The 25,705-nt window shown below is 57.0% G+C and carries 18 protein-coding genes; 5 read left to right on the top strand and 13 right to left on the bottom strand.

From position 1 onward, the window contains the following. Window positions 1–5 precede the first annotated feature (5 nt). Window positions 6–1,667: an ATP-binding protein gene (locus ACQE3E_RS07270; protein WP_426994377.1), complete on the bottom strand. Its 1,662-nt coding sequence runs from the start codon at window positions 1,665–1,667 to the stop codon at window positions 6–8. A 748-nt stretch (window positions 1,668–2,415) separates the two neighbouring features. On the opposite strand from ACQE3E_RS07270, the gene ald reads away from it, so the two are divergent. Together ald and ACQE3E_RS07260 are read left to right on the top strand one after the other, a co-directional pair. Next, window positions 2,416–3,531, top strand: a complete 1,116-nt coding sequence (gene ald, locus ACQE3E_RS07265; RefSeq protein ID WP_427501423.1) for an alanine dehydrogenase — start codon at window positions 2,416–2,418, stop codon at window positions 3,529–3,531. Between the two features lie 267 nt (window positions 3,532–3,798). Beyond that, window positions 3,799–5,169 (top strand): glycoside hydrolase family 30 protein, encoded by a 1,371-nt coding sequence (locus ACQE3E_RS07260; RefSeq protein WP_427501422.1) that lies wholly within the window; start codon window positions 3,799–3,801, stop codon window positions 5,167–5,169. A gap of 135 nt (window positions 5,170–5,304) precedes the next feature. Here ACQE3E_RS07260 and ACQE3E_RS07255 read toward each other — a convergent pair whose 3' ends face one another. From ACQE3E_RS07255 to ACQE3E_RS07240, 4 genes are all read right to left on the bottom strand, one after another. Beyond that, on the bottom strand, window positions 5,305–6,222 hold the full coding sequence (locus ACQE3E_RS07255) for a formylglycine-generating enzyme family protein (protein WP_427501421.1): 918 nt from the start codon (window positions 6,220–6,222) through the stop codon (window positions 5,305–5,307). 331 nt (window positions 6,223–6,553) lie between these two features. Then, a complete protein-coding gene (locus ACQE3E_RS07250; RefSeq protein ID WP_427501420.1) occupies window positions 6,554–10,216 on the bottom strand; it encodes an SUMF1/EgtB/PvdO family nonheme iron enzyme in 3,663 nt (1,220 codons plus the stop codon). Next, window positions 10,213–11,214, bottom strand: coding sequence for an AAA family ATPase (locus ACQE3E_RS07245; protein WP_427501419.1), 1,002 nt, complete (start codon window positions 11,212–11,214; stop codon window positions 10,213–10,215). The genes ACQE3E_RS07250 and ACQE3E_RS07245 overlap by 4 nt, the downstream gene beginning before the upstream one ends. Continuing rightward, window positions 11,214–13,190, bottom strand: coding sequence for a metallophosphoesterase family protein (locus tag ACQE3E_RS07240; protein WP_427501418.1), 1,977 nt, complete (start codon window positions 13,188–13,190; stop codon window positions 11,214–11,216). Before ACQE3E_RS07240 ends, ACQE3E_RS07245 begins: the two co-directional genes overlap by 1 nt. Window positions 13,191–13,560: 370 nt before the next feature. On the opposite strand from ACQE3E_RS07240, the gene ACQE3E_RS07235 reads away from it, so the two are divergent. Continuing rightward, the gene (locus ACQE3E_RS07235) at window positions 13,561–13,821 is read left to right on the top strand and encodes a glycoside hydrolase family 30 beta sandwich domain-containing protein (protein ID WP_427501643.1); all 261 of its coding nucleotides are present in this window, start codon (window positions 13,561–13,563) and stop codon (window positions 13,819–13,821) included. Between the two features lie 507 nt (window positions 13,822–14,328). Here ACQE3E_RS07235 and ACQE3E_RS07230 read toward each other — a convergent pair. The 3 genes from ACQE3E_RS07230 to ACQE3E_RS07220 form a co-directional block, all read right to left on the bottom strand. Then, entirely contained in the window at window positions 14,329–15,087 is a 759-nt protein-coding gene (locus ACQE3E_RS07230) for a DUF1566 domain-containing protein (protein ID WP_427501417.1), read from the bottom strand. A 71-nt stretch (window positions 15,088–15,158) separates the two neighbouring features. Further along, window positions 15,159–15,959: a hypothetical protein gene (locus ACQE3E_RS07225; RefSeq protein ID WP_064028187.1), complete on the bottom strand. Its 801-nt coding sequence runs from the start codon at window positions 15,957–15,959 to the stop codon at window positions 15,159–15,161. 43 nt (window positions 15,960–16,002) lie between these two features. Then, a complete protein-coding gene (locus ACQE3E_RS07220) occupies window positions 16,003–16,743 on the bottom strand; it encodes a PEP-CTERM sorting domain-containing protein (protein WP_071158657.1) in 741 nt (246 codons plus the stop codon). A gap of 1,671 nt (window positions 16,744–18,414) precedes the next feature. Here ACQE3E_RS07220 and ACQE3E_RS07215 point away from each other — a divergent pair. Further along, entirely contained in the window at window positions 18,415–18,762 is a 348-nt protein-coding gene (locus tag ACQE3E_RS07215; RefSeq protein WP_168027944.1) for a hypothetical protein, read from the top strand. A 314-nt stretch (window positions 18,763–19,076) separates the two neighbouring features. On the opposite strand, the gene ACQE3E_RS07210 is transcribed toward ACQE3E_RS07215, so the two are convergent. The 5 genes from ACQE3E_RS07210 to ACQE3E_RS07190 all read right to left on the bottom strand — a co-directional run bounded on the left by ACQE3E_RS07210 (window position 19,077) and on the right by ACQE3E_RS07190 (window position 22,703). Then, window positions 19,077–19,628 (bottom strand): hypothetical protein, encoded by a 552-nt coding sequence (locus ACQE3E_RS07210; RefSeq protein ID WP_313728579.1) that lies wholly within the window; start codon window positions 19,626–19,628, stop codon window positions 19,077–19,079. A gap of 426 nt (window positions 19,629–20,054) precedes the next feature. After that, entirely contained in the window at window positions 20,055–20,390 is a 336-nt protein-coding gene (locus tag ACQE3E_RS07205) for a hypothetical protein (RefSeq protein WP_168027946.1), read from the bottom strand. Window positions 20,391–20,480: 90 nt separating this feature from the next. After that, a complete protein-coding gene (locus ACQE3E_RS07200) occupies window positions 20,481–20,930 on the bottom strand; it encodes a hypothetical protein (protein WP_168028029.1) in 450 nt (149 codons plus the stop codon). A gap of 105 nt (window positions 20,931–21,035) precedes the next feature. Then, the gene (locus ACQE3E_RS07195) at window positions 21,036–21,497 is read right to left on the bottom strand and encodes a hypothetical protein (protein WP_168028030.1); all 462 of its coding nucleotides are present in this window, start codon (window positions 21,495–21,497) and stop codon (window positions 21,036–21,038) included. 411 nt (window positions 21,498–21,908) lie between these two features. Then, entirely contained in the window at window positions 21,909–22,703 is a 795-nt protein-coding gene (locus tag ACQE3E_RS07190) for a hypothetical protein (protein WP_313728581.1), read from the bottom strand. On the opposite strand from ACQE3E_RS07190, the gene ACQE3E_RS07185 reads away from it, so the two are divergent. Then, window positions 22,702–25,593: a sensor domain-containing protein gene (locus ACQE3E_RS07185; RefSeq protein ID WP_313728582.1), complete on the top strand. Its 2,892-nt coding sequence runs from the start codon at window positions 22,702–22,704 to the stop codon at window positions 25,591–25,593. The two genes, ACQE3E_RS07190 and ACQE3E_RS07185, sit on opposite strands and share 2 nt — an antisense overlap. Window positions 25,594–25,705: the final 112 nt, after the last annotated feature.

Genomic DNA, 25,705 nt, shown 5'->3' with positions numbered 1-25,705 from the left:
CCGGCCTAGTGACGGTTTTGATTGCGCCAGTTATCGACGATGCCTTCCACGTCCAAATCGTCCGGGCCTTCCCGCCAAGCGGTGAAGTAATCGACGTCGTTACTTTTGGGTTCGGGATTGGGCCGGTAGATTTGCACCCGGGTCGGCAGCGGTGCCGCCTCGCCTAGCACCAGGGCCTCGCCGCGCCCCAACGAACTGAGAATGTCGGCCAGATCGCCCTCGGCTTCCGGCACCAGACCGCGTATGTATTGCTGGTCGTCCGGATTGGTGGTGCGTAAACAGATATACGAACTGCATTGCGCCAGCATGGTTTCCGACAACTCGGTCGGCCGCTGGCTGACCACGCCGATCGACACCCCGTATTTGCGGCCTTCCTTGGCGATCCGCTCCATCATTTTGCGGGTGCCTTCGAACTGGCTGCTTTTTTCGCGCGGAATATAGGCGTGGGCTTCCTCGCAAATCAGCGTGATCGGGAATTCGCGACGGCGCGGATTCCAGTAATTGAACTCATACGCCAGCCGGCCGACTTGCGCCGACACCGCCGGCCGCACGTCGGTCGGCACCGAGCTGAGATCGACGACAGTGATATTGGCCTTCTTACGGCCCAGACCGACGAACTCGCGCAGCAATTCGGCCATGCTGTCCGAGGTGTTGCGCTTTTTCGGTTTCAATAAAAAGTCGTAGCGCACGTCGTTGAAGCGGCTTTGCATCCGCACCAAAAATTCGTCGAACTGGCCGAACAAGGCGCCCTTGGTCTTGCCGAAGTCCTTGCGTTCCTCGTTGGCGGCCTTGAACTGCATGTACAGCTCGGCCAGCGAGAAGAAAATCGGCGTATCGATGGACACCACGCCCAAGCCGACATTCTTGGCTTCCTTACGCTTGAGCTGCTGCAAAATCTCGCGCATGAAGGCCATTTGAATCGACGAACCGGGATCGTCGCGGTCGATGAACAAATCCACCAGCTCGGCGTAAGTCATCATCCAATACGGCATTTCCAATTCCATCGCGTCGACGTAATTGACGCGCTCGCTGGGGAAGGCCGACTCGATACGGCCGTCCGGCGTCTTCCAGCAATATTCGCCGTGCAGGTCCAGCATGATCAAATGGGTCTTCGGCATCGCCGCGATCGTGTGTTGGATCAGACTGGTCACGGTCCACGATTTGCCGGAACCGGACTGGCCGACGATCGCGAAATGCCGGCCGAACAAGGCGCGCGGATCGAGGCTGAGATGGTAATCCTTGTGACTGGCGAGCTGGCCGATGAAAAATTGGTAGTCGCGGAACTTGGAAAAAATCGCGTTGATCTCGGCCAAGCCCACCGCATACACCGCCGCGCCGGGCGTCGGATAATGGCGCACGCCGCGGATGAACACATTGCTTTCGTTCAGCTCGCCGACCGGAATCAACGCGATAAAGCGGTCGGTGGCGCGGTTGCCGGCCTGATCGAAGCGGTCGCGCTCCCACATCTTGAAGACCAACGCCAGCACCCCGATATGCGATTGGCGAATCACCACGTAGGAACCCAAATGGCCGGCCAGAATCTCTTCATCGCCCAACCGGATGATCGGCGCCGCGGTAGCGTGCTCCTCGACGATGCGGGCGTCCATGCCGTCGGCGCGCACCTCGGTCAAATAGGCGATCAGGATGTTGTCGGTGGTGTCACTCATGGCGATCTCGGCTGCGGAACAAGCTGGGCTAAGCTTAGCCGAAAATTTTCCGCCGACGCCGCCGGCTCTGTCGGCGATACGCCAAACCGGATCGACATTGCCGACAATGCCGGAACCGACCGACGGCCGGAAACGCCGGGGCTCGCGGATTCCCGGCGCTTCGGCGCCGAACGGCGCCGGGCGCGGATATTGCTTGGCCTATAGTAGGTATGCTTAACTCGGCCCCATTGCCGACCGGCAAATCCGGTCCACCATTCGGAGTTTTAAAGGCCGGGGTCGGTAGACGGCAAGCGCTCAGCGATCTGTTCCCCAGTTTGAGAAAGAGGGGGTAGTTCTTGTCAGATTGGAAGAAAGACCGTCATACCCGCCGGGAAGCGGGTATCCAGTGCCATGGATGGCGAGCTTCGAACCCTCCATGGCGGCTAGATTCGCTCCGCGCTCTAACGGGTCCGGCAATCCATGTCGGAATGACAGCCTTCGGTAAGGGGAAGCCTGAAATCTAACCAAGTTGAATTAAGTGAGGGGCAGAATGAGCGGAGATAAAAACCAATGCGTTACCTTGTAATTCCCCCTCACCCCGCCCCCTCTCCCGTGAGGAGAGGGGGCTTTTCCGGCACCCCCAAACGGGGAAACCGGAATTAAGGCCGCTGGAGAAGCCCAGCCAAATAGTGACAGGCCGGGTGAATCTCCGCCGGCAGCACGCTGAAATGGGCTTAAACCCTGCATCAACCACTTCGATGAGGTCAACATGAAAATCGGCATACCCAAGGAAATCAAACCCAACGAAAACCGGGTCGCGCTGGTGCCGTCCGGCGCGGCCGCACTGATAAGCGCCGGCCACCAGGTCGTGATCGAGACCGGCGCCGGCGCCGGCGCCGGCTTTGCCGACGAACTCTATGTCGCGGCCGGCGCCGAACTGGCCCCGGCCGCCGCGCCGGTGTGGGACAGCGCCGACCTGGTCGTCAAGGTCAAGGAGCCGATTGAGCCGGAATGGTCGCTGTTACGTCCTGACCTGACCGTCTTCACCTACTTTCACTTCGCCGCCAACCGCCGCTTGACCGAAGCGCATCTGGCCTCCGGCGCCACCTGCATCGCCTACGAAACCGTGCAATTGCCGCATGGCGAGTTGCCGCTATTGACCCCAATGTCTGAAGTGGCCGGCCGCTTGGCGGTGCAGGAAGGCGCGCATTATCTGGAAAAGCTCTACGGCGGGCGCGGCGTGCTGCTGGGCGGCGTGCCCGGCGTGGCGCCGGCCAAGGTCGTCATCCTCGGCGGCGGCGTGGTCGGCACCCATGCCGCCAAAATGGCCGCCGGCTTGGGCGCGCAAGTCACGATATTGGACCTGTCGCTGGACCGCCTGCGCCACCTCGCCGACATTCTGCCGCCCAACGTGCAACTGCTGTATTCCAGCCGCCACGCGATTCTGGAACACATCGCCCAAGCCGACCTGGTCATCGGCGGCGTACTGGTCACCGGTGCCGCCGCGCCGAAACTGATCCGCCGCGAAGACCTGGCGACGATGCAGCCCGGCGCGGTCATCGTCGACGTCGCGGTCGATCAAGGCGGCTGCGTGGAAACCACCCACCCCACCACCCACGCCGACCCGGTCTATCTGGTGGACGGCATCGTTCATTACGCGGTCGCCAACATGCCGGGCGGCGTGCCGCGCACCTCGACGCTGGCCCTAACCAACGCCACCCTTCCCTACGTGCTGCAACTGACCAACAAGGGTTGGCAAGCCGCGCTGCGCGACAATCCGGCCTTGCTGAAAGGCCTGAACGTGGTCGCCGGCCACGTCACCCACCCCGGCATCGCCGACGCTTTCGGCATGGCGTGTTTGCCGCAAGAACAGTTTTTACAGTGAAAGTCATGTTGGGAGCGGCACCTTCGCCGCGACCAGGACGCCGCTCCCGCCGACTACCCGCCATTGCTTGGGACGATACGGCGGTTTCATGATCGTCGCTAGGTAAGTCGTTGGGCGCGGAAAGGAACCTGCCCGGCTTCGTCGCCGCTCGACCTGCGGTCGCTGCCGGCGCCGGCGTCAAGCCGAAGCGACCGACTTCACCTTGCCGCTGGACATCCCACGCCGCTTCGGTAGACTGCCGGCTCTGACCGAGCAGGAGGACAGCAGATGCAGGCAAGCGACACAGTAACGGACAACCCACTCGCGGCGACGGTCTGGCAAACCAGCGCCGACCAAACCTGGCTATTCGAACGGCAATTCGAAACGCTGGCCTTCGAGAGCGAAGGCGACGACATCGAGCAGCCGACCATCACCGTCAATCCCGACCAACGCCGCCAAACCATCGAAGGATTCGGCTACACGCTGACCGGCGGCAGCGCCATGCTGATCAGCCGGCTACCGGCCGCCATCCGGCAAGCCTTGCTCGAAGAACTGTTTTTGCCGGACGGCGACGGCATCGGGGTCAGCTTTCTGCGCGTCAGTATCGGCGCGTCGGACTTGAGCGAGCGCAGCTATTCCTACGACGATCTGGCCGACGGCGAAACCGATTTCGAACTGGCCCGATTCGATCTACAGGCCGGCGACCGCGAAGTCGTGCCCTTGCTGCAAGACATTCTGGCCTTGAATCCGGCCATCAAAATCATCGCCACGCCCTGGTCCGCGCCGCGCTGGATGAAAACCAACGCCGCCTGGGTCGGCGGCAGCCTCAAACCGGAATGCCAACCAGTCTACGCCGCCTATTTCGTTAAATACCTGTTGGCGATGCGGGAGCACGGCATCGCCATCCACGCCGTCACCCCGCAAAACGAACCGCAAAATTACAAAAACGACCCCAGCATGGTCATGAGCGCCGAGGAACAGGCCGACTTCGTCAGGCTGCATCTGGGGCCGGCCCTGGCCGAGGCCGGTCTGGCCGAGGTCGAGGTATTTTGCTGGGACCATAATTGCGACGTCCCCGAATACCCGCTGACCGTGTTGGCCAACGACCAGGCCCGTGCCTATTTCAGCGGCTCGGCCTGGCATTTGTACGGCGGCGACATCGCGGTGCTGTCGCAAATCCACGCCGCCCACCCGGACAAAAAACTATATTTCACCGAACAATGGGTAGGCTCGGACGGCCAATTCGGCGGCGACTTGCTGTGGCACGTCAAAAACGTGCTGATCGGCGCTAGCCGCCACTGGGCCGGCGTCGTGCTGGAATGGAACCTGGCCTCCGACCCGCACTGCCGGCCGCACACCGCCGGCGGCGAAGCCCGCTGCGTCGGCACGCTGACGATAGACGGCGACCAAATCACCCGCAACGTCGCCTACTACATCATCGCCCACGCCGCCAAATGGGTCCGCCCCGGCTCGCTGCGCCTGGAAACCGACGCCGACGCACTGCCTAACGTCGCCTTCCTGACCCCGGACGACCGCATCGTATTGATCGCCCTAAACGACACTGCCGAGACCCGCGACTTCCGGATTCGCTACCGCGACCTCAACGCCGCCGCCAGCCTGCCGGCAGGGAACGTGGCGACGTATGTTTGGCCGGTTTAATGCCGTCAAGCGTGAGCAACAGGTGTGCGTTTTGACTGGAATGCCGAAGCTCGACCTAACACCGACAGCCCAACCTTCCCACTTCGGCGGTACCGACTCGGGCCGAATCGCGCCAGCTCCTCTCCAGGCTCACGCCTAAACTAGGGCGCAACGGAAACCCAGGGAGTACCAGCGGAAGTTGGGAACGTTATGGATGCGAACGGCACAGCGGCAGCTCCTAGGGCCATTGAGCCAAGCCCCGCCGCGAACCACGCGATCCCCACCGTATTCCAGCGGACCAAGCGGATTGAATTGCGTTTCCGGACCGTAGTCTCTGTAACCGTCCGCGCACCATTCCCAGACATTACCCAACATGTCGTAGAGGCCCCAGGGATTGGGCTGCTTACGGCCTACTTCGCGCGTGCCTGACCGCGGATTGGGATATTGCATATCCGGCCAAGCGGACGAATCTTCACCTTCCGCCAAATCGTATTCGACGCCACTATTGCCGGTATACCAGGCAATCCGATCGAGGGCTGGTGCGTTACATTCGCCCAGAATGTCGATAGCCCCTGAATATAAAGCAGTGTTGGTGCCGGCCCGACAAGCGTGCTCCCACTGGGCCTCGCTGGGCAGGATCAGATTTAAGCCTGGCACGCGCTCGTTAATGCGTTGCAGGAAGGCTTGCACGTCGTCCCAACTAACGTTTTCCACCGGCCGGTTGCGGCTTTTAAATCGGCTGGGGTTGCTATTCATCACCGCTTCCCACAACGCTTGCGTACAGGGCATATCGAACAGCCAAAAGCCTTGGCTGAGGTAAACCTCGTGCTGGGGGTGCTCGGCTTCGAACCATTTGCGTTCAGAGTCTTGTCTCGCCAAGCTTTCGGTTTCATGTTCGGCCGAACCCATCAAAAACCGACCCGGCGGTATCCAGCGCAAACGCTGAGTTACGTCGCCTAACGTGAAGGCGGCAAACACGCCGTATTCGTCCTGCCCCCAGGCGCAGGCCCATTCGGGCGGATTACCGGAGACCAAAGGGTGCCAGGCGGTGTCGATGGCTAGCGGCGTTTGCATGATGAATCTCTACTTTTAGTTTTAGCCTGGCTCCCGCGCGGGGCTAGGCAACGATGAAAAAGAGGCACCGAGCCGAAGCAACGGCCAACTTTGATTCCGCTCAGCCGAGGTTGTCGTAAAAGCCCCTTCTCCTTGCGGGGAAGTCGCAAGGTAACGCATTGATTTTTACCCCCTCACCCTGCCCTCTCCCGCAAGGAGAGAGTTCTGTTTTGACGTTTACGACAGCCCCCAGCCGCCGCTATCCAAAGCAACGTTGCGGCACTGTCGCAGCCCGGCCTGTTCCGCTCCGCGGGCCGGGCCGCGCCATTATATCGTCCGCTCCGCACCCGACTCATTCTTGAACTCGGGCGCAACGGAAACCCATGTAGCTGCGACGTTCGACAGGATCGTAAAGGTTGCGATAGGCACAGCGGCAGTACCTAGCGACGTTAAGCCAAGACCCGCCGCGAACCACGCGCGGCCCGCCTGCTTCGTCATCTTCCCAAGCCCGGCCATCGCCGGGCGCGCCCTCGTAACCCGCGTGCCAAGCATCCTGGGTCCATTCCAAGACATTGCCCAGCATATCGTACAAACCCCAGGGATTGGCCAGTTTGCCCCTCACTGGGTGCGAGCCGGCCTTGGCATGGGGATATTGCATTTCCTCCCAGTCCGAAGTATCAAAGCCATCTTCCAAATCAAACTGTTCGCCGCTGTTGCCGCCATACCAGGCAATCGTGTCCAAAGCGGGGGCGTTGTTTTTGCCAATGAAGTCGATCGGCCCGCTGTAAAGCGCGGTGTCAGTGCCGGCCCGGCAGGCGTATTCCCATTGCGCTTCGCTGGGTAGGCTCAAAGCCAGTCCCGGCAATAGCTCATTGATCCGGCCTAGGAAAGTCTGGACATCATCACAACTGACCTGCTCTACCGGCCGCTCCGAGCTCTTAAAATAACTGGGATTATCGCCCATCACCGCCTGCCACAGCAGTTGGGTACACGGCGTGTCGAACAGCCAGTAGCCTTGTGATATCGTCACCCAGTGTTGGGGACCTTCGTCATCCCAGCGCCCCGGCTCGTGGTCCGGAGAACCCATCATAAAACGCCCCGGTGGTATCCAGCGCAGGCGCTGCACGACCGGTTGGCCTTGTGCGGGTTGGATGGCAAACTCGGCCCACAGACCAAAACGGTCCCTGCCCATGGCTGTGGCCCAATCCGGTTTGATTATGGGTTGGACGGTCAGGCTGCCACAGTCGGTAATCAGGGTAAAACCCCGAGCTTTCGGTAACATCAAGGATGCCGTGGCATCGCTGCTCGGCCTGACCACGCGGCTAGAGTCCGCCGTTGCGGCTAGCGCGGCGTCGGCGACTGCCGGTTCGCCCCGGCTACGCGCCTCGAAGCGAATCGGGCCCAGCCTGTTCCGCTCCGCGGGCCGGACCCGCTCCGCTTCGTGCGCTCCGCGCTCACCGGTCTGAACTCGGGCGCAACGGAAACCCAGGCCGTCGCCGCTCACGTCGGGATCGATGCGGCCGCGACAGGCACACCGGCAGCTCCCGGCGCCGTCGTCCCAAGACCCGCCGCGAACCACGCGAGGCCGGTCCGCTTCGCCAACTTCCCGAGCACGGCCATCACCGGGCGCGCCGTCGTAACCCGCGTGCCAAGCATCCTGGGTCCATTCCAAGACATTGCCGTGCATTTCATATAAACCCCAGCGATTGGCGGGCAGGCTGGCCACCGGCACGGTCTTACCCCTGTACTCGCCCTTCGCGCCGTCGGCATAAGGAGAGTTGCCATCGTAGTTCACCTGATCAGGCGTGATGTTATCGCCAAAGGCAAACGGGGTGGTAGTGCCCGCCCGGCAGGCGTATTCCCATTGTGCTTCGCTGGGCAAACACAGATGTAAACCGGGCAGCAATTGGTTCAGGGCCTGGATGAAAGCTTGAGCATCAAGCCATGAAACGTTTTCAACCGGACTATATTTGCCTGCATGCCCGAAAACGTTGGGATTGTTATTCATCACCGCCATCCAAAGCCAATCGGTGCAGGCAGTGTCGAACAACCAAAAACCTTCTTTGAAGGTAACCAAGTGTTGGGGACCTTCATCATCAGAACGCTCTGCCTCATCGGGCGGCGACCCCATCAGAAAACGGCCCGGCGGTATCCAACGCAGTTTTTGACTGACTCGAGGTTGGTCGGGTAAAAATTCGTTGGCAACCGAAAACTCCACCCAAGCGCCATAATCATCCCAACCCCAGGCATTGGCCCAGGCCGGAGGCTGACCGGATTCCCAAAAGGCATTTGCATCCGCATCGCCCGGCTCCAAAGCGATTTCGAGCAAACCATTACGGCTCGGCACCATCGCCAGCACACTGCCCTGAGTTTGCGCCGGCGCTGCGTCTTCGTCCACCAGTAAGCGCCCGCCGCGCTGGCTCAGATACAAATTGCGTTCCGGCTGATTGCTGGGTAGATCACGAGCACCGATGCCTCGCGGCGGCGCGCCGTCCGGGTCCACCGCCAGGGCCAGTTGCGCCAGGCGCTTGCCCACTTTGGGATCGCGCCACAACGTTTCCGCCGAGCGGTTTTTAATCCGCAACAACCAGGCCCGGTCGCCGGCCGGCATCGCGGGCTGGTCGAGATCGGAGATTTCATCGCAAAAGTTGGCGAAATAATCTTGGGCGTCTGCCCGGTCCTGACGCAGTTCATCATCCAAGGCCTGCTCGTCGAAATTGAGCAATTCATCGAACCAGATTTCTTGCGGCAGGCCGTGGCGAAAGGGTTTCAGGCAACGTATCAGCCGGGCGCGCAATTGCCGGGCCGCTTCGCCGGGTTGTTCGGCCAGCTCCCGGCGCAGGCTTTGCGCCCGCTCCGGCAACAAGGCCGGCACCAATAGTTGGCTGTTGAAGTCTGGGTGTTGCCAAACGTCGGCCTCGGTGCCGGCATCGGCCTGCTCGTCCGGCAGCAGCAGGCGTACCGCCCGCAGCAAAGCCGGCGTAACTCGTGAGGCGGGCGACATTAGCCGCAATAGCCGTTCGGCCCGTTGCGCCAACGGCAAGCCATCGTTGGCGCGCGGGCGTTCCCAGGCTACCAACTGCCAAACCGCGGCCAATTCCGGCGGGCAACGGCTTAACGGGGCGGGAAACAGCGCGAGGGGGTGACAACCGGCTTCCTGTAATACGCGACCGATTTCCAGCCAACGCTGGCACAGCGGATGCGCAGCCGTTGGGTTCGCTTCGGCTCCGCTCAGCGAACGGGCTGAGTTGAAGGCGTTGACGCTTTCGCTGCCGGCCGCCAAGCAGCCCAAATCGCTTAAGGCCAACACCAAGGTGCCGGGAGGTGGCGGCCAGTCGGTGGCGGCTTGCCCCAGCAATTCGGGACAGTCACGGTGATCGTCCATCAGTGCCCGATACAAGGCATACCGGGGCAGTAGCGACTGGATCGCCCAACGGACTCGGCGCTTGTCCTCGCGAAACGGTGTTAGCCGTTGGCTATCGTCTTCGATTAACAGCAAGGCCGGCCCCCAGCGGCGGCGATGTTCGCGCGGGAAGCGTTCGAGCAACTGACCACGGCTGATCCGGTGGACGGTCAGGTTCAAATCAATACCCCGGCCTTCGCGGTACTGACTGAGCACTTTACGCAAGCGCGGTGCCAATTCGGCCCAGGTGGACAAGGGTTGAAAATCCGCCGGGGCCGGCGGAGGGTTGCGCCAGCCTTTAAACAGTGTGGGCGGCGGCGGTTGGTAGGGCTCTGCTTCGCCGAAAAACTCCGCTTGCTCGACTCGCCAGTAACGGCTGTCCAACAAAGGCGCTTGATGGATTGCCGGTGTTTGGGTTTCTGAACTTGTCTCCTGCTTGGTCTTTTTGGTTGTTGCTTTGCGCGACTTGATTTTCGGCGGTTGCCATTCCAAACCCAAGGCATCGGCGATGGTCAGCGCCGTGGCGTCGGGTGCGGCGCCTTCCAATTCGGCCAGCGCCACCAGCAAATCGGCGCGGCTTAATGCGCCGCTACGGGGCGGCAGTTTGCTCATGCATCGTCGCCGTAGTCGCTCTGAGCGGCTTCCGGGTGTTTTTTCAGGACAAATCGCGCCACTTCGTCAATCAGACGTTGTTGTTGCTTGGGTTTGCCCCGCGCCAGGGTCACCACCGCCCGCAGCAAATCCAGATATTCCGCCTGACCCGGCAAGGGCCGCCAATGGCGCTGTTCGGCCTCGGCACGGTCTTGTGCTAGTAGTTCGGCGGCTTTATTGAGAACGGCGGCGGTGGTTTGCTCGCCAAAATGGGCTTTGCCTCGCGCTACCAGCTTGGCGATGAGTTTGTCCCTGTCCTTGGGCAAATCCAGATGCAGCACCAGGCAACGGCGGATGAAGGCATCCGGCAAGGTACGTTCTTCGTTGGTGGTGATGACTACCAGCGGCGGCGGCCCGTCGGCTTTGACCGGCCGGCCCAAACCTTGCGGCGTAAACTCGCCGTTGCCCAAGGCTTCCAACAGCCCGTTGGGCACGTCCGACTCGGCTTTGTCGATTTCGTCGATCAACACCACGCTGCCGTTGGCCGGATCGCCGGCGTCGGGATTGGGCGGCGCACCTTCCTGAACGCTTTCAGCTTGTTGCAGGGCACCGTGCCAATCGAAGGCCCACCACAACGCGCCGGGATGAAGAAAATGCGCGACGGCCAGTTCGTCTTCCAACGTTTTTAACGCAGTTTCTTCGTTATTGAACGTTAACGCCCCCATGATCTGCGCCTTGGCCAGCCTGCCTACCGCATCAAAATGCCAGAGTAAATCGCGGGATTCGGTGCGGGCATCGACCACATGTTGCACGAACATCCGACCCAAGACCTTGGCGGCGGCACGCGCCAACTGGCTCTTACCCACCCCCGGCTCGCCGCGCACCAACAACGGCCGCTGCGCCGACAACGCGGCGTTGATGGCTTTGATCTGGCGCAATTCAAATTGATGGCGCAGCGGTAAATTGGAATTGGTGGAAGCCAATTCGACGATTTGGGGTTTGACGGGGATGAAGTCCATTAGCGGTCGTCCAGTTTGGGATTGAGCAATTCGTGCAGACTTAAAAACGGCACTAATTCATGAGGCGTTTTGTCGGTGTCAGGGGCCAAACGTAAAAAGGCAATACCCGGAAATAAGCCTCTTAGTTTATTCAAGACCACATTTTGCTTGGCATTTTCCGCTTCGGTAAGCCAAGGCGATGCCTTGATCAGAAAATAAAAGGTAAAACGGTTACATTCAAAACCATTGTCATTGATTTCACGAGCAGCTTTCTTCGCTTTGGCCTCCACGACCTTTTCAATCAGTTTTATCACGTCCCGATCAAAATCGCCCGTGATCGATCCATTCGCTTGTTCGAAACTGTCGCGAAAACTTTTGCCGTTATGCAGTTGTTTCCAGTAATCTCCAATCAGACTTTCAAACTGTTCGATCAGAAAATGAGTTACATCTTTTTCGAATTGGTCAAAATCCTGATCCCGGCCGGTTTCCCAACCGTCACCGCTATCCAATTGGCCTGTGCCTTTAGGATTGCCTTTTTCATCGAAAAGAAACTGGACCGGCCGTTTGTCGCGACTCGCCATCCGAATTTCCGCCAACGTAGCCCGGCTAACTAATAGTTGGAACGGATCATTTTGTCCGGCGTATTGCTGATATTGCCGATCTTTTGCCGAGTCTTGCGCCGGCAAAATCGCTTCTACAAAACGGGCGATTAAGGCTATAGCGGTCGTTTGCGGCGGCTTCTGTTTGCGTAGTTTTTTCTGGCAATCAAAGGCATGCTCAAACAAATCTTCCAGCGGCGTGGTAACAGCTACCTTTGCCAGCTTTTCCCTACCCTCGTCAATGTGTTCGTAACCAACGACTTGTAACGCGTCGGCTAAACATCTGCTGGCGGCCTCGCTTTTGTCCAAGATTAACGCCACCATTTTCAGTAGTTCGGGATCAATGTCTTCGATATTGATTTCCGAGTCCGCTTGATTTTCTGACTGAACGGTCGAGGGAGTTGGTGAAATGAATTCATCGGCAGCAGGCCGTTGGTTAAATTTGGGATTGGATAACGGAAAGCAGCCAATATAATCGGGTGGGTCAAACAGACTGTTGTCAGGCACCCATTTCGATTTCGGACTATCCACATACTGTAGGGGCAGGACTTCCAATTGCCCTTTTTCAAATTCCACCTTACAAAACAACGCGGTATTGGGATAGTCCCGAGTCTGGTAACACGCGCCCGCCGCAATGTGAAAACAGTTTCCTTGCGGATTGATCACAGAATCCACTTCGTTTTGATGCAAATGGCCGCGCAAAACAAAATCGGCATACTCTTGCAACGCTGATTTGACTTGGGTGCGCTCAGCATCATTAAGCCATTCCAAGGGATGGTGCATCAACACGAAACTTAAATCGGATTTGGCCTTCTCCAGTTCCGCAACCGCAGCACCCAGATTGCGGCGGCCTATCCATAAGGCGTTGTGATCTTTGCCGTCGGGTAAACTGAACAAGGCGCTATTGATTGCCAGCACGGCAATCGAGTTTCCATCGACTTCTAAGCGCTGTAGCGGATGGCAGGTGTTGTCCTTAGGACATGACCTGATTTTTTTGAAATAGCCGTCAAACCATTTTTTGAACGCCGTAAACTTGTTGAAGTGGTACTTCGGCTTGCCGTTGGCAAAATACTCGACGGATTCGTTCTCACTTTTTAAGGTGCGTGCCAAACCCTCCGCAACACTTTTATCCACATCGTGATTGCCCGGCGCAATGAACAAGCGGCTTTTATCCAAACCGCAAGCCACCAGCAGTGCATCGAAAAATGCGCTAGCCGCTTTATATTCCTTGGCTTGGCCGGAATAGGCAATATCGCCGGTCACGAAAACGACATCAGCCTGAAAGCCTTCGTGTTCGCGGCGGCGGCAAATTTCGGTCAGCAACGCAGTTAAGACGGTATTGCGTTCGTAAGGGTCTTTGCCATCGAAATGAAAATCGGACAGGTGTATCCAGCGCAAGGCCATCTCCGTGCTCCCAGCAAATTAGGCTTGGGTATTTATTATATGCAAAAGCTAAGTAGGTTCTAGCGACTAAGGCTTTTACCAACTGAAGATCACGGCTTCACCCAGCGTCAAACTCACTGGCGCCAGCTTAGAACAATCTAGGTTGTGTGCTATCGGGGTTGTCCCTTCCGCTGCGCGCAGAGCTAGGCAGCATTAAAAAATACAGGGCTGGAGGGACTATGGCCGCGATGGACCACGTCGCGACAGCAAATTGTCGGAGAGAAACTCCAGGACGTTGAGCTTAAACCCCGCCCAAACGCTAACGGTTCGCGGCATCCGCCAAACACCGGACGGCAAATCCTGGGAAGGTGGCGACAAACAATAACTGGAATGCGGCAACGGCTGGATTTCCCGCGCCAACCGCCGAGCCCACGCCGCCAAATGGGTCCGCCCCGGCTCGCTGCGCCTGGAAACCGACGCCGACACGCTGCCTAACGTCGCCTTCCTGACCCCGGACGACCGCATCGTGTTGATCGTTCTGAACGACACTGCCGAGACCCGCGACTTCCGGATTCGCTACCGCGACCTCAACGCCGCCGCCAGCCTGGCGGCCGGGACCGTGGCGACCTATGTTTGGCGGGCGTAAAGTCGCAAAGCGGCCTGTTCGAAGCCGTCACCGAGCGACGCCGATCGCTACGCGCTACTCAAAATTGACGGCCGAGGGCTTTAGCCGCGAACGACTACATTGCAAACACTGATTTCCTTCAAAAACCGACTATTTGTATTCTAGGCTTGGAAATTAGCGCTAACCCAAGTTTTAAATCACTCCGCATTGAGCAAACTTGGTTGGATTATTAGTGTTTCCAATGAGCGGCTATGTGCAAATTTGCTAGGGAATTATGCTCGTTACCGGCCATTAGCCGACCATCATCGAGCCTTGGTTTCAGTGACCGCATTGGAATGGAAAGCAGCCTAACCCGGCCAGTCGGGGTAACTATCCAATGTCGACATTTAGGACATTTTTTTGCCCAGGCGACTGGCCGGTATTCGGCGAGCAAATTAACATTATCGTTGCGTTACGAGGATCCCAAGCACTCTTTGGAACTTATTAGCATGATGAAAGCCTTCCATAGCAGTAAGTCCATAATCAAATTTACGCAGATTGACGACGGCTCAATCCAACTAGGCTGGCAATTGCAGAGCCAAATAGCCATAACGCACCCGGAACCGGTACTGCAGCAACATCACCAGAAATAACGGCCCATGCCTCGTATTTATCAGTCTGGAAATATCTGCCTTGCCGACCGTTCCCGAAATTCACCCACCATGCATATACAGGGTTTGACAAATCCGGTGAACCTGACCAATAAGCATAAGCTTGGAGATTTTGAACCAGTCCTACGTTATTTTGCAGATACGGCGCTGAGCTACTGTAAGTTCCATTACCAAATATCCCAAAGTTGGAAGTAAAGTTGCCGTTGGCATCAAAAGCAGGTTTCAAACCCAAATTGACGTAATACATATAACTGAGTTCCGAATACGGGCTATCTATGCTGAAACCGTTATCCGAACTACCGTTAGTCGCATAGGTTAGATTGTAGTTGGTCGCGCTACCGTCGATCGGCTTGATCGCTGGTAGTCGCCATTGACTGTAACCAAGGTAGTTTGCAGAGTTCATTGCAGAAATCCAATCTTGGGCAGTTGTCCAAGACATGGTGCCATTGGCATTAATGCCGGATACGCCGAAAGTATTGGTTGCGGCAAGATTGGCATTTTGCAGCCAGGTTACATCTAAAACCGTGTCATATAACAGCCCATTTCCACGGTCTGTCAGCGCAGCATTGGCGGAGGAAAAAAACGCGCCAAAAACCAGTGCCATGGCTACTGATTTCGTTGATTGTTTAAATGTCATATTGTCAAGACTCCCAAAATTTACAATAGAAAAAACCTTCCGTGGCCTTTTTCCTTGATGAGTGCGCTAAATTAGGCTGATTTACGTCGACCGAAACCGATCAAACCCGAAATTGCAGTACCGAATAACCAAACAGCACCGGGTATGGGGACTGGTGCTGTTGATGCGGTGAACACATAATTTCGGGTGGTCGGCGATTGGCTCATGCACGCGGCATTATCCGGACAGACGCCACCCAAGCCGATCAAGTAATACCCGGCTTTTAATCCGTACAAATCCAGAGTAGAACCATCCACCGAACTGGCGGCACCGCCATTTAAGTAAGGTGATGTCGTGTTCCATGCGCCGCCATTAGCGACTAAATCACCGTCCGAATTGGTAAAGGTCAAACCGTTCTGCGCGTACCCAACCCAACCGTTATGACCGGAAATAATATTACCTGGCGACGCTAACTTATCGTTAGTGTGTACGCCACCATCGTTAGGGCCGCGTACCTGATTATATTTATGAAAACCACTGCCGTTGACGATGGGGTTTGATCCGCTGGTCCAAATCGAAAAGCCGCCATAGCTTAAAGGGTCGGTGAAACCAGCGGTGAGTTTGAACTCGACGTTTAAGCGATTGCCTGCGGCGATATCGGACGCGCTACCAACCTGAATTGTGAACCAATCAGCCGTGTGTACCCAACCGAGGTTAAAGCTAGTACCGTAATCCGACCAAGATCTCAGAGGGGTTGAGTCGGTCTGGGTAATCGTCGTCCCGGTAAAAACACCCAAATTGGTTGAACCGAATGCAAATGATTCAGCAGACACTGCCGACAATGCAGCAACACCTAAAATACTAACAATCGCTCTATCCAATTTTGTTTTCATAAAAATTCCTTGTGTTCTTTCCAATACAAATTAAAAACAGGCTTTATTTGCGGCGCAAACCTAATAAACCCAAAAGCCCAGTGCCAAATAGCCATACCGCACCGGGCACTGGAACAGCGGCAATATTGCCTTGATGTACCGCCCAAGCGAAGTATTGATTGGTTTTTGGATTCGTCGCCTGGCCGCCACCACTCATATTGCCAATGAAGGCAGTGGTTGCATCGTATTCACTGGACCAATAAGGTTTGGTCATCAAGTCGTGCACTAAACCTATAACCGGGACATTGAAATTGGCGGGATACGTGCCGTTTCCATATGGCCCATCGTGATACGTAAAATTGCCAGAGGTATCGACCACGCCAATCAGACCCAAGTTGACATAAAGCATATACATCAACATCGAGTTCTGACTGGTAATGTTAAAACCGTTATCGGTACTGCCATCAAATGCTCTGGTCATGTTGTAGCTGACTCCATTCACAGGTAGGGCGGAAGCCAACTGCCAACCGCCATAATCGACATTTCGCACGGAATCGTGATACACAAGGTTAGTTGCCCAGGTGTTTGCCGCATCCCAGGTCATTCGACCCGTCGTCGTATCAACACCGGTTGCCGAATATCCCGTGGTGTGTGCGTAATTGGCGTCCTGCAGCCATGTCACATCCAGGACGTTGTCGTACAATAAACCACCCCCCATATCTACTAAGGCAGCCTCCGCTGAGAATGAAAGCCCTCCAAAAACGAGTGCGGCGGCGATTGACTGTGCCGAGTTTTTAAATTTCATATTTTCTATACCCCAAACAATTAGCAAAATTAGACTTAAGTTGTCTTAAGTGGTGAGGCAGAAAATATGCCAAAATCAAATGACGCCCTAAAACCTTACAGTATCATGGATAATTCCTTGAACTGGGCTGGGCTGAGTTGGAAGGACTGCGTGAAATCACTTAAATCTATCGAAATTTAGGTGATATGACCTGTATTGCACCAAATACTAATATTGGGTTTTTTCATGGTCGGGCGGATAAGCGAAGCGTCATCCGCCGATAAAACCGTCAAGCATCCGCTTCGCCCAATTCCAACAAGGCCAAGAGCGTAGACAGCCGCAAAGCCATCAGCACGCCGTAGAGGTGCCGAAATATCCAAGTGACTGATGGCTTGAAGGGCGTCAATGTTATGTTTAGCCAACATGTTGGGGTTCGTTACCTCAACCCACGGCCCTACTCGACCAAGCATTTACTGGCCCAGACAATCTGCCAATGGTGATTGCATACTTCCCTCCGGACCTCAGCCAACCTACCCTGTACGAAGCGGAGGTCTATGAGTCCGAACTGGAGTGAGTTGAAACCACGGTCGGGCTCGGACAGAAGGATCCGCCGCGTGAGTGGTGCGACGTGATCGTCTCAGAGTAGCCCGCCGCTCGATCAGTCTTCTAAGGTCAGTCCGCTCAGTGGCGAGCGGTATCTTTTGGAGCCGAGCGAGGATCGTCAACGTATTGAGTGGGCGGTGCGCGGTGACGCCTAACCCCTCGCTCAACCGGACCCGCTACGGCGCTTGCCTCCACAGTCCGGTTAGCTCGAACGTTATAGGTCAGCGGTCATATTCCGGTTTTCCGCACCAAGTTTTTTGGAGGGCTTTCCGCTGTCGTCAACCAGGTGTTGGTGGTTTGGCGGCCTTACAATTCTATGCGTTACTGATTGTTTTGCCTCAGCGCTTCCGGTTGCGGCAGCTTTAAATTGCAGCCGTCTTCCGACCGCTAGCGGCGCTGAATTCATTAGCCTTGCTTCCAGTCGCAGAGGGCTTTACATTAACGGCGTTCTTTCCAATTTTTAGCAGCGAGGTGTCAGCGGTGCGGCAATCATCAAAATGGCGAGGCTTTCCCCATAACACGTCGCTCAAAGGGACGCTCCGCTTAGCTTGGCGTTAGACGTCTCTCTCAAGATGCTTTTTGCCTACGCGAGCCTGCTGATTTGTCTTCCTGTTTTGGGAGTTGCTGCGTATGTCTTATTGGTAAAGAGCATGTGTAGGCAAGGAGTGTCAGCGCAGCTAGAGATTCCGTTTTTCATTAGCTTCGCGGGCTACGGAGCGGTGTTGTTGTTTTTCGTATCCGCTTTGTTCAAGGTGTGGTCCGCAATGCACTCAATTGCTTTTGTCGCTTTGGTCGTATTGGTGCTCCCGGCCACTCTCCTGTATTCATTCAGGCTTCACAAAATCAGGAAGGAATCTGTCTTTCACAAAGCAGCGTTTTTCCTGTGTGGGTGCTTCCCCGGTTTGTTGGCGAGCCTGATTGGCGTATCTTTGTTATCAGGCAAGTGAGCGGGCTCATGAGGCAGCAAAAAATCTGTTTGTGTGCATCCGCTACGTCTAACCCTGCAATCGAGAAGGACGTCCGCAAGCTGGCGCTTGCGGTTCCCTCCGCCTTCGGCTCCGGCCGCTCATCATCTCCACGTTATGCACTATGAATTGGCAGCGAGAACTTAATAGTTTGCTCGGCTTACGAAGTGAAGGGCAAGACTGGGGAATAGAGAACTCAGACCCAAGCCGAGTTATTGAACTCATAGAATTTTTTGAGCAGCATGTCTCCAGCCATCCTTGGGAGCCAGAAGCTTTGGCCGAGCTTATAATCCAGTCGGCGCAGGAGGGGTTGGAGAGTGGATCGCTTACTGAAGAAGAAAAAGTTAAATTTAAATCCTTTTTCGCTGAGCACAGACATTTTTTTCCTGTCACATCGAGCTATTGGCTGGGGCTTAATGAGTTTGAATGGCAGATTGTTCGACTTCTGCGTGAGGTTCGAACAGGTGCATGACTATTTGTTCAACAAGACGTCAACCCGCTTCGCGGCTTGCCACCTGTTAACGCGGGCGTTATAAGCTAGCGCATAGTGATGTCGGAAGAAACGATCAACATTTTGGTGATGGTTATTGGTCTACCCTTGTTTGGTGTTGGCCTTTACCTATGGGTAATGGCTACACGACACATGTTTGGATTACTAAATGGTTTCAAACCAAACATGGGTTGGGGCCGCTATTTTCCGTTCTGTGTTTTGTTCCCGAGTTTCTTCACCGAAGATGGAAATAGGCATAGGGAATCGTTGCTAAAGTATGTGGGATTATTTATAGCCTATTGCATCACCCCATTTCTGGTTATTGGCCTATGGCACTTATTCTCAAAGTAACATCGCCTATAACCGTCGGGCTTGGGTATTTCCACGCGTCTTACCGGTTGAGGCCGATAACGCCCCGTTTCCAGTTGTTCGCGAATGGCCGGCCAATGCTGTTTCAGGTACTGCGGTAATTCATCGACGGTCATACTGTCGATACCCGGCGCGCCTTTGTTCCGGCGGACTTGCTTCAGCGCGCGTTGCAGGTTGGCGCGGTCCAGCACCGCCTGCAAGTTCGCCTTGGGTTGGATGGAGTCCAACTTGCTTTGCGCTCCAATCAGGCTTTCATCCTGCGGTATAGCCACAGCCCGCTCACGCAGGGAGTCTGATGCGATAACTTGATTCATTGCAAAGCGTTGTCCTCTTTCATCGTTCAGGCCTTCAGCAGCGGCCAGCCGCCTACTATGCCATTTGCTGATAATGCCATGGATGGCATGTATGCAGACAATGCAAGAGCAATTGTCTGTCTTCTCCAAACGGTTCAACAACCGTTGCCGGTCGTCCAGCTTCATTCCAAAAGCAGTTTGGAGACCTCCCGGGGTAAGACACGTTTCTTTCGCTGCGCGAACGCCGGATTTACAAAACACATCCCGATCGTAGATGGACGACTGCAGGGATGCAGGAGGTAGGGCGACGCAGGATGCCAAAGCCGAGGGCTTCGCGGTCACGTGCCCGCTCGCCCCGGATGTATCACGCCTCATATCCGGTTCTTGTTCATCGCCCCGCAGCTTTGGGTTCGGCTTCTTCCAGACCCTGCCTCGCGACAACGCCCTTGCCGTTTCCCTAGCCTTCGGCTCTACGAAAACCTGGCTGCCGGACTTTCACCTACATAGTAACGCGCCATGCCCGGCACACACCTAGAGCTAACCGGCGCTGCGCAGCTGTATCGCGCGGCGTCCAGCGACCGAAGGGAGCGAGGTTGAGCGCCATGTTATGCCTTATTCGTCAACCACGAGGACTTCTGGAACAAAGCGTTTCAGCGCATCAAGCTCCGATTCCGATACGGCTGGAACATTCAGGACCAACGATTGCAGTCCTGGTATTTGAGCGATTCGTTCGAGCACAGGGAAAGACAGTAATGAGGCATTTAGTGCCACCTGTTGAACACCAACAAGCCCACAAAGGATTGCTGCGTCGGTATCTGCGACAGCAACGTCTATCAGCGTTACAGCGAAAATTTCGGCATCCCAGCAGTATCCCCCGCCAAGGCCTTCGACCCTAGCGAGAAGGCGTTCATTGTTTTCGGCGGCAGCGGCAGAGATAGTTTCAGTCATGGTGCATAACGACCCAAGCTCAGCGACCCGGCGCACAAGACGCAACACTTGCAACCGCGACGCTCCCGCCGGGTTCGCTGCAGCGCATGGTTAGGCGGCAGCGGTTTCATAACGAAAATTTGAGCGCCATGCTTGCTTAAAATCCGAAACTGTCACAGCGCCCTCAGCACGCACGGCGCGACTGAGCGCCATACAAAACACACGCCCGCCTACGGCATTGAGCGTGGCATGGAGTGGTTCGGCGTCTCCGGCGAGCGTAGCTGTCAATCGGATGAGCGGCGCCTCATCCACGGACATCTGGAGAAGCGGCAAGCCATCCATGTTATTCGCCCGTCCTGCCTTCTTTCGGTAGAAATTCAGTGCGCGCCCATCGCTCTCCCGTTGAACGAGATTGTAAGCACTGAACTGCGCGTCAACCACGGAACGGAGTTGCAGCGGCAACGCGCCAACCAAGTGCTGAAGCAACTGAAACTCGACCTCGGTGAGGGTGGTGCCGCCTCCGAGCAACCGCTCGAAAAGGTTTCCAAAGGTTCGTTTCATGGTGTGCGTGGAGCCGCCTAACGTAGAGCTAACCGGGCGCGGCCCGGAAAGCTGAAAAATAAAACCGCATTATAACCGCGCTCCGGTTGATCGCCATGTTATGCCTCATGTGCCTCGCGCCTCAAATCGATCCACGAGTTCATACAACAGTCGAAGCTCTTCTTCTCGACTTGGCTCTCCCTCTAGGATGTCGATATGGTGACGAACCAAGTAGTACTCGTTCTCGCCCCGGATGGAGCCACGTGCTGTTATCTTCTCGAGCCGCGCGGCATCCTTGGTCAAGAACTCGGGGTAATGCGTTGTAATCGCTGCCGCGAGAGCTTCGGCCGCGAGTTTCCTAGTCTCGGACCGCATGGATTGCAGGAGCATCGGCGTTTCACGCAGACCCTGCTCCATTCCAGCGACAAAAGCAGAGCGAGGAGCACCGTTCGGTGTGACATATTGGTTCCGAAGCCCCGCCCAGTTCCCTGTTAACTGCTTGGCCAATGGATCGTCGAGCGCCGCAATGGCGTTGTGGAACTGATCGAATACAGCGACCAGTCTTGTCAGCTTATCGACTCGCGTCATGATGTATCCAGTAGGCATAACGTAATATATACGACATTTGATGTCTTATAATTCGGTTCGTATGTCGCATAACTTAAATGATAAATTTTAAGCAATTGATTTGAAGCCAGTCCCGGATTTCAACGCCCCAACTGGTGTTGATAAAAACGACATTCTGACCGAAGCCCAAAAACGGCAATATCTTCCATGATAACCAGACGCTAGGCAATAAAATCAGGAACATTGTTGGGCTATCTTCTCTGGGTCTGCAATACGAAACTGAGCAGCCAATCAAAATCACACATAATCCGACCGCTTAGGGTCGAGACAAGACGATCGTGCCCTACCTAACCACGCCGATGACTTCCCGATAACCGAATTCCAAGCAGTTGATTCGACTCCATGACATCGATCAGCGGGTTGTTTCCAACCCTAATTTGCGAATAGCCCAACAACTTCGCGCCGGTTAGCATAAACCCCGCCCAATATTCGACGGTTTTCGCGATCCGCCCCGCCGTGGACGGCAAAATCGGGGACGTTGTCGGCCAATAGGGCCTGGAGCGCGGCAAAGGCCGGGCCGTGGGTGGAAAAGTTGGCGCGGTCGGACGAAAATCCAGTGCGGTGAACCGAACAGTTGGCGCGGTCGGTCGAAAATCCGGTGCGGTGGACCGAACCGTGGGCGCGGTCGGGCGAGAGTCCCGTACGGTAAACCGAAATGTGGGCGCGGTGGGACGAAAATCCCGCGCGGTGGACCGAAGCGTGGGCGCGGTCGGATGAAAATCCCGTACGGTGGACCGAAATGTTGGCGCGGTCGGACGAGAATCCCGTGCGGTGGACCGAAATGTTGGTAGGGTCGGCCGCGCACAATTCAATACCGTGCGGGACGCGGCCTAGCGCGGCTGCAGCGGTTCCACGGCAGAGTTTTCCGCTGCTAGGCAGAGTTCGTTTGCTGAGCGTTGGGCTGCGGATATTGGAGGCCGTAGCCGTGGTGCCGGCTCGCGGCTGATCGTGGTAAACACCGCGCGGACGCCTGTCGTCCGGTTCTCGCGGCGCGAAACCAGCCACCATTTCCCGCGCGGCGAATTGCGCGTTGATCGTCGCCGCGCGGAAAATTCCCCCTATCAATTTGCAAGGGTTTCCTGTAAAAATTTGGGCAAACGCGTTCATCGGCACCCGACTTGAGCATGGAAAAATCCAGCCGCCCATTACTAAACCGTCTTCGTTCATGCTGATCTCCCGATTGCGGACCACCGGCCGCGCCGGCAAGCCGGCCGCGCGGCGCTGGATGGCTGCGCTGGCCTTACTGGCCCTCGGCCGGGTCGACGCCCTACCGCTCCCCGGCAGCCTACCCGACCGTGTCACCCTCCGGCTCGGCAATACCTTAACCGACCAAGGCAACCCGTCGGCGCTTAGCAACCCCGCTTCGGGCAACGCCGTTCAACCCGACGGGTTGTTTACCCCCGGCCAAGTCGCGTTTGCAGCGCTGTCGCTGATCGCGGCGTTCTTAATTTGGCATCGCTTGCTGCGCAAACAGGCGCGGACCCGGATCTCGGCGCTCGAAGACCGGGTGTCGGCGCGCACCGCCGAACTGATTCGCAGCGAGGCGCAATTGCGCGCCACGCTGGACAATACCCCGAATATCGCGGTGCAGTGGTACGACGCCGCCGGCCGGGTCACTTACTGGAATCCCGCGTCCGAGAAGCTGTACGGTTGGCGTTCCGAGGAGGCGCTCGGCAAAACCCTGGATCAATTGATCCTCACGCCGGAAGCCACCGCCGATTTTCGTCGCCGGCTGTTGCTGGCCCATCTACAGCGTTGCCCGCAAGGTCCTTACGAAGTGCGGTTGCACACCCGCGACGGCCAAATGCGCTGGATGCTTTCCACGTTGTTTACGATACCGTTGGAGGACAATCGGCTGGGCTACGTGTGCATGGACACCGACATCACCGAGCGTAAGCTCGCCGAGGAATCGCTACGCGCCAGCGAGGAAAAATTGCGCGGCCTGTACGAACTAGCGCCGCTAGGCATCGCCTTGACCGACATGGACGGCCGCTACATCGAGTTCAACGAGGCGTTTCGCGTCATCTGCGGCTATCCGGCCGACGAATTGACGGATATCGATTACTGGACGCTGACGCCCAAGGAGTACCGGCACGAGGAATCCTTGCAACTGGAGTCGCTAAAACATTCCGGCCGCTACGGACCTTACGAAAAACACTACCGGCGCAAGGACGGTAGTTTGGTGCCGATCAATCTGAACGGCCGGCTGGTGCACGGCCCGGACGGCCGGGAATATATTTGGTCCATCGTCGAGGACATTTCCAAGCGCAAGCAAGGCGAGGCCAAATTGCAATTGGCCGCCAGCGTGTTCAGCCATGCCCGCGAAGGCATCATGATTACCAACGCCGCCGGCGTCATCGTCGAAGTCAACGATACCTTCAGCCATATCACCGGCTACAGCAACGCCGAAGCCCTGGGTAAAAAACCCAGTTTTTTACATAGCGGCCGGCAGGGGCAAGCCTTCTACGCGATGATGTGGGCCGAGCTGATCTCCAAGGGCTATTGGTCGGGCGAGATCTGGAACCGGCGCAAGGACGGCCGGGAGTTTGCCGAAATGCTGACGATCAGCGCGGTTCACGACGGCGACGGCCGGATTCAGAATTACGTGGCGCTGTTTACCGACATCACCGCGATCAAGGAGCACCAACAACAACTCGAGCATATCGCCCATTACGACGTGCTGACCGGGCTGCCCAATCGGGTGTTATTGACCGACCGGCTTCAGCAAGCGATGCTGCAATGCGAACGGCATGCGACCTCGCTGGCGGTGCTGTATATCGACCTGGACGGTTTCAAGGCGGTCAACGACCGCTACGGTCACGACCTGGGCGATCAACTGCTGATCGCGGTCGCCAACCGCTTAAAGGATACGTTACGGGAGGGCGACTCGTTATCGCGTATCGGCGGCGATGAATTCATCGCGGTGCTGGTCGACTTAAACCAGGCCGGCGATTTCGAAGCGGTGGTCGAGCGTCTGCTGCGGGCCACCTCCAATCCGGTGACGATCGACCAAATCCCGCTACAAGTATCCGCCAGCGTCGGCATCACACTGTATCCGGACGATCAAGCCGATACCGACCAACTCTTGCGCCACGCCGATCAGGCCATGTACATCGCCAAGCAAGCCGGCAAGAACCGCTATCACGTGTTCGACGTCGGCCGGGATGCGGCGGTCAAGGTGCGCTTCGAAAATATCGAGCGGATTCGTCTGGCCTTGGATCAAGGCGAATTTTGCCTGCACTACCAACCGAAGGTGAATTTGCGCGGCGGCGAGGTGGTCGGCGCCGAAGCGCTGATCCGCTGGCGGCACCCCGAGCAAGGCTTGTTGGCGCCCGCCCTGTTTTTGCCGCACATCGACAACCATCCGCTGTGCGTGGCGCTGGGCGAATGGGTCGTGACCACCGCGCTGTCGCAAATCAGGGCCTGGGCGGCGGTCGGCGTGCATTTGACGGTCAGCGTGAATATCGACGCCTTCCACTTGCAACAAGCGGACTTTCCGGCGCGGCTGGCGGCGCTGTTGTCGGCATTTCCGGATGTTTCGCCGACCGCGCTGGAACTGGAAATTCTGGAAACCAGCGCCTTGCAGGATATGGCGGCGGTCATCGACACGATGCACGCCTGCCGCCGGCTCGGCGTACAATTTGCGTTGGACGATTTCGGTACCGGCTTCTCGTCGTTGACCTATTTACGCCGATTTCCGGCCGAAATTCTGAAAATCGACCAAAGCTTCGTCCGCGACATGCTCGAGGACCCGGACGACCTCACCATCGTCAAGGGCGTGATCGGTCTGGCCACCGCGTTTAAGCGTCTGGTGATTGCCGAGGGCGTGGAAACCCTGGCTCACGCCGAAGTGCTGCTGGAAAACGGTTGCGAACTGGCGCAAGGTTACGGCATCGCCCGGCCGATGCCAGCCGACCGGTTTTACGAATGGCTGACCACCCGCTCATTGGACGCGGTTTGGACCGCCTGGCTGAACTCGGCCAAACAATCGATCGCTCCCGCGGCCGAGGCGCCGCAATCAACGACCCGCGCCACCGACATCCGCACCGATTCCTGACCCTTCGAACGCCGCCGTTAGAGAGGCGGCGTTTGGGTGATAACCGGCCGATTTGTTCCCCGAACGGGGCCGAAAGGAACCTAGAATGGCTGCAGGCCGAATCTACCACCCG

Origin of the sequence: Methylomonas sp. MED-D (assembly GCF_050276835.1) — a bacterium.
GTDB classification, from domain to species: Bacteria; Pseudomonadota; Gammaproteobacteria; order Methylococcales; family Methylomonadaceae; genus Methylomonas; species Methylomonas koyamae_A.
The sequence above is the reverse complement of the archived record's forward strand: the minus strand, read 5'-3'. Positions and strand labels throughout refer to the sequence as shown.

What these genes read in the sequence shown, in the direction of transcription:
- ACQE3E_RS07205 (WP_168027946.1), bottom strand. Translation starts at nt 20,390, where the DNA reads ATGACTGAAACTATCTCTGCCGCTGCCGCCGAAAACAATGAACGCCTT.
- ACQE3E_RS07225 (WP_064028187.1), bottom strand. Translation starts at nt 15,959, where the DNA reads ATGAAAACAAAATTGGATAGAGCGATTGTTAGTATTTTAGGTGTTGCT.
- ACQE3E_RS07255 (WP_427501421.1), bottom strand. Translation starts at nt 6,222, where the DNA reads ATGCAAACGCCGCTAGCCATCGACACCGCCTGGCACCCTTTGGTCTCC.
- ACQE3E_RS07190 (WP_313728581.1), bottom strand. Translation starts at nt 22,703, where the DNA reads ATGAACGAAGACGGTTTAGTAATGGGCGGCTGGATTTTTCCATGCTCA.
- ACQE3E_RS07210 (WP_313728579.1), bottom strand. Translation starts at nt 19,628, where the DNA reads ATGAAGCTGGACGACCGGCAACGGTTGTTGAACCGTTTGGAGAAGACA.
- ACQE3E_RS07200 (WP_168028029.1), bottom strand. Translation starts at nt 20,930, where the DNA reads ATGAAACGAACCTTTGGAAACCTTTTCGAGCGGTTGCTCGGAGGCGGC.
- ACQE3E_RS07270 (WP_426994377.1), bottom strand. Translation starts at nt 1,667, where the DNA reads ATGAGTGACACCACCGACAACATCCTGATCGCCTATTTGACCGAGGTG.
- ald (WP_427501423.1), top strand. Translation starts at nt 2,416, where the DNA reads ATGAAAATCGGCATACCCAAGGAAATCAAACCCAACGAAAACCGGGTC.
- ACQE3E_RS07215 (WP_168027944.1), top strand. Translation starts at nt 18,415, where the DNA reads ATGAATTGGCAGCGAGAACTTAATAGTTTGCTCGGCTTACGAAGTGAA.
- ACQE3E_RS07220 (WP_071158657.1), bottom strand. Translation starts at nt 16,743, where the DNA reads ATGAAATTTAAAAACTCGGCACAGTCAATCGCCGCCGCACTCGTTTTT.
- ACQE3E_RS07245 (WP_427501419.1), bottom strand. Translation starts at nt 11,214, where the DNA reads ATGGACTTCATCCCCGTCAAACCCCAAATCGTCGAATTGGCTTCCACC.
- ACQE3E_RS07260 (WP_427501422.1), top strand. Translation starts at nt 3,799, where the DNA reads ATGCAGGCAAGCGACACAGTAACGGACAACCCACTCGCGGCGACGGTC.
- ACQE3E_RS07250 (WP_427501420.1), bottom strand. Translation starts at nt 10,216, where the DNA reads ATGAGCAAACTGCCGCCCCGTAGCGGCGCATTAAGCCGCGCCGATTTG.
- ACQE3E_RS07230 (WP_427501417.1), bottom strand. Translation starts at nt 15,087, where the DNA reads ATGACATTTAAACAATCAACGAAATCAGTAGCCATGGCACTGGTTTTT.
- ACQE3E_RS07195 (WP_168028030.1), bottom strand. Translation starts at nt 21,497, where the DNA reads ATGACGCGAGTCGATAAGCTGACAAGACTGGTCGCTGTATTCGATCAG.
- ACQE3E_RS07185 (WP_313728582.1), top strand. Translation starts at nt 22,702, where the DNA reads ATGCTGATCTCCCGATTGCGGACCACCGGCCGCGCCGGCAAGCCGGCC.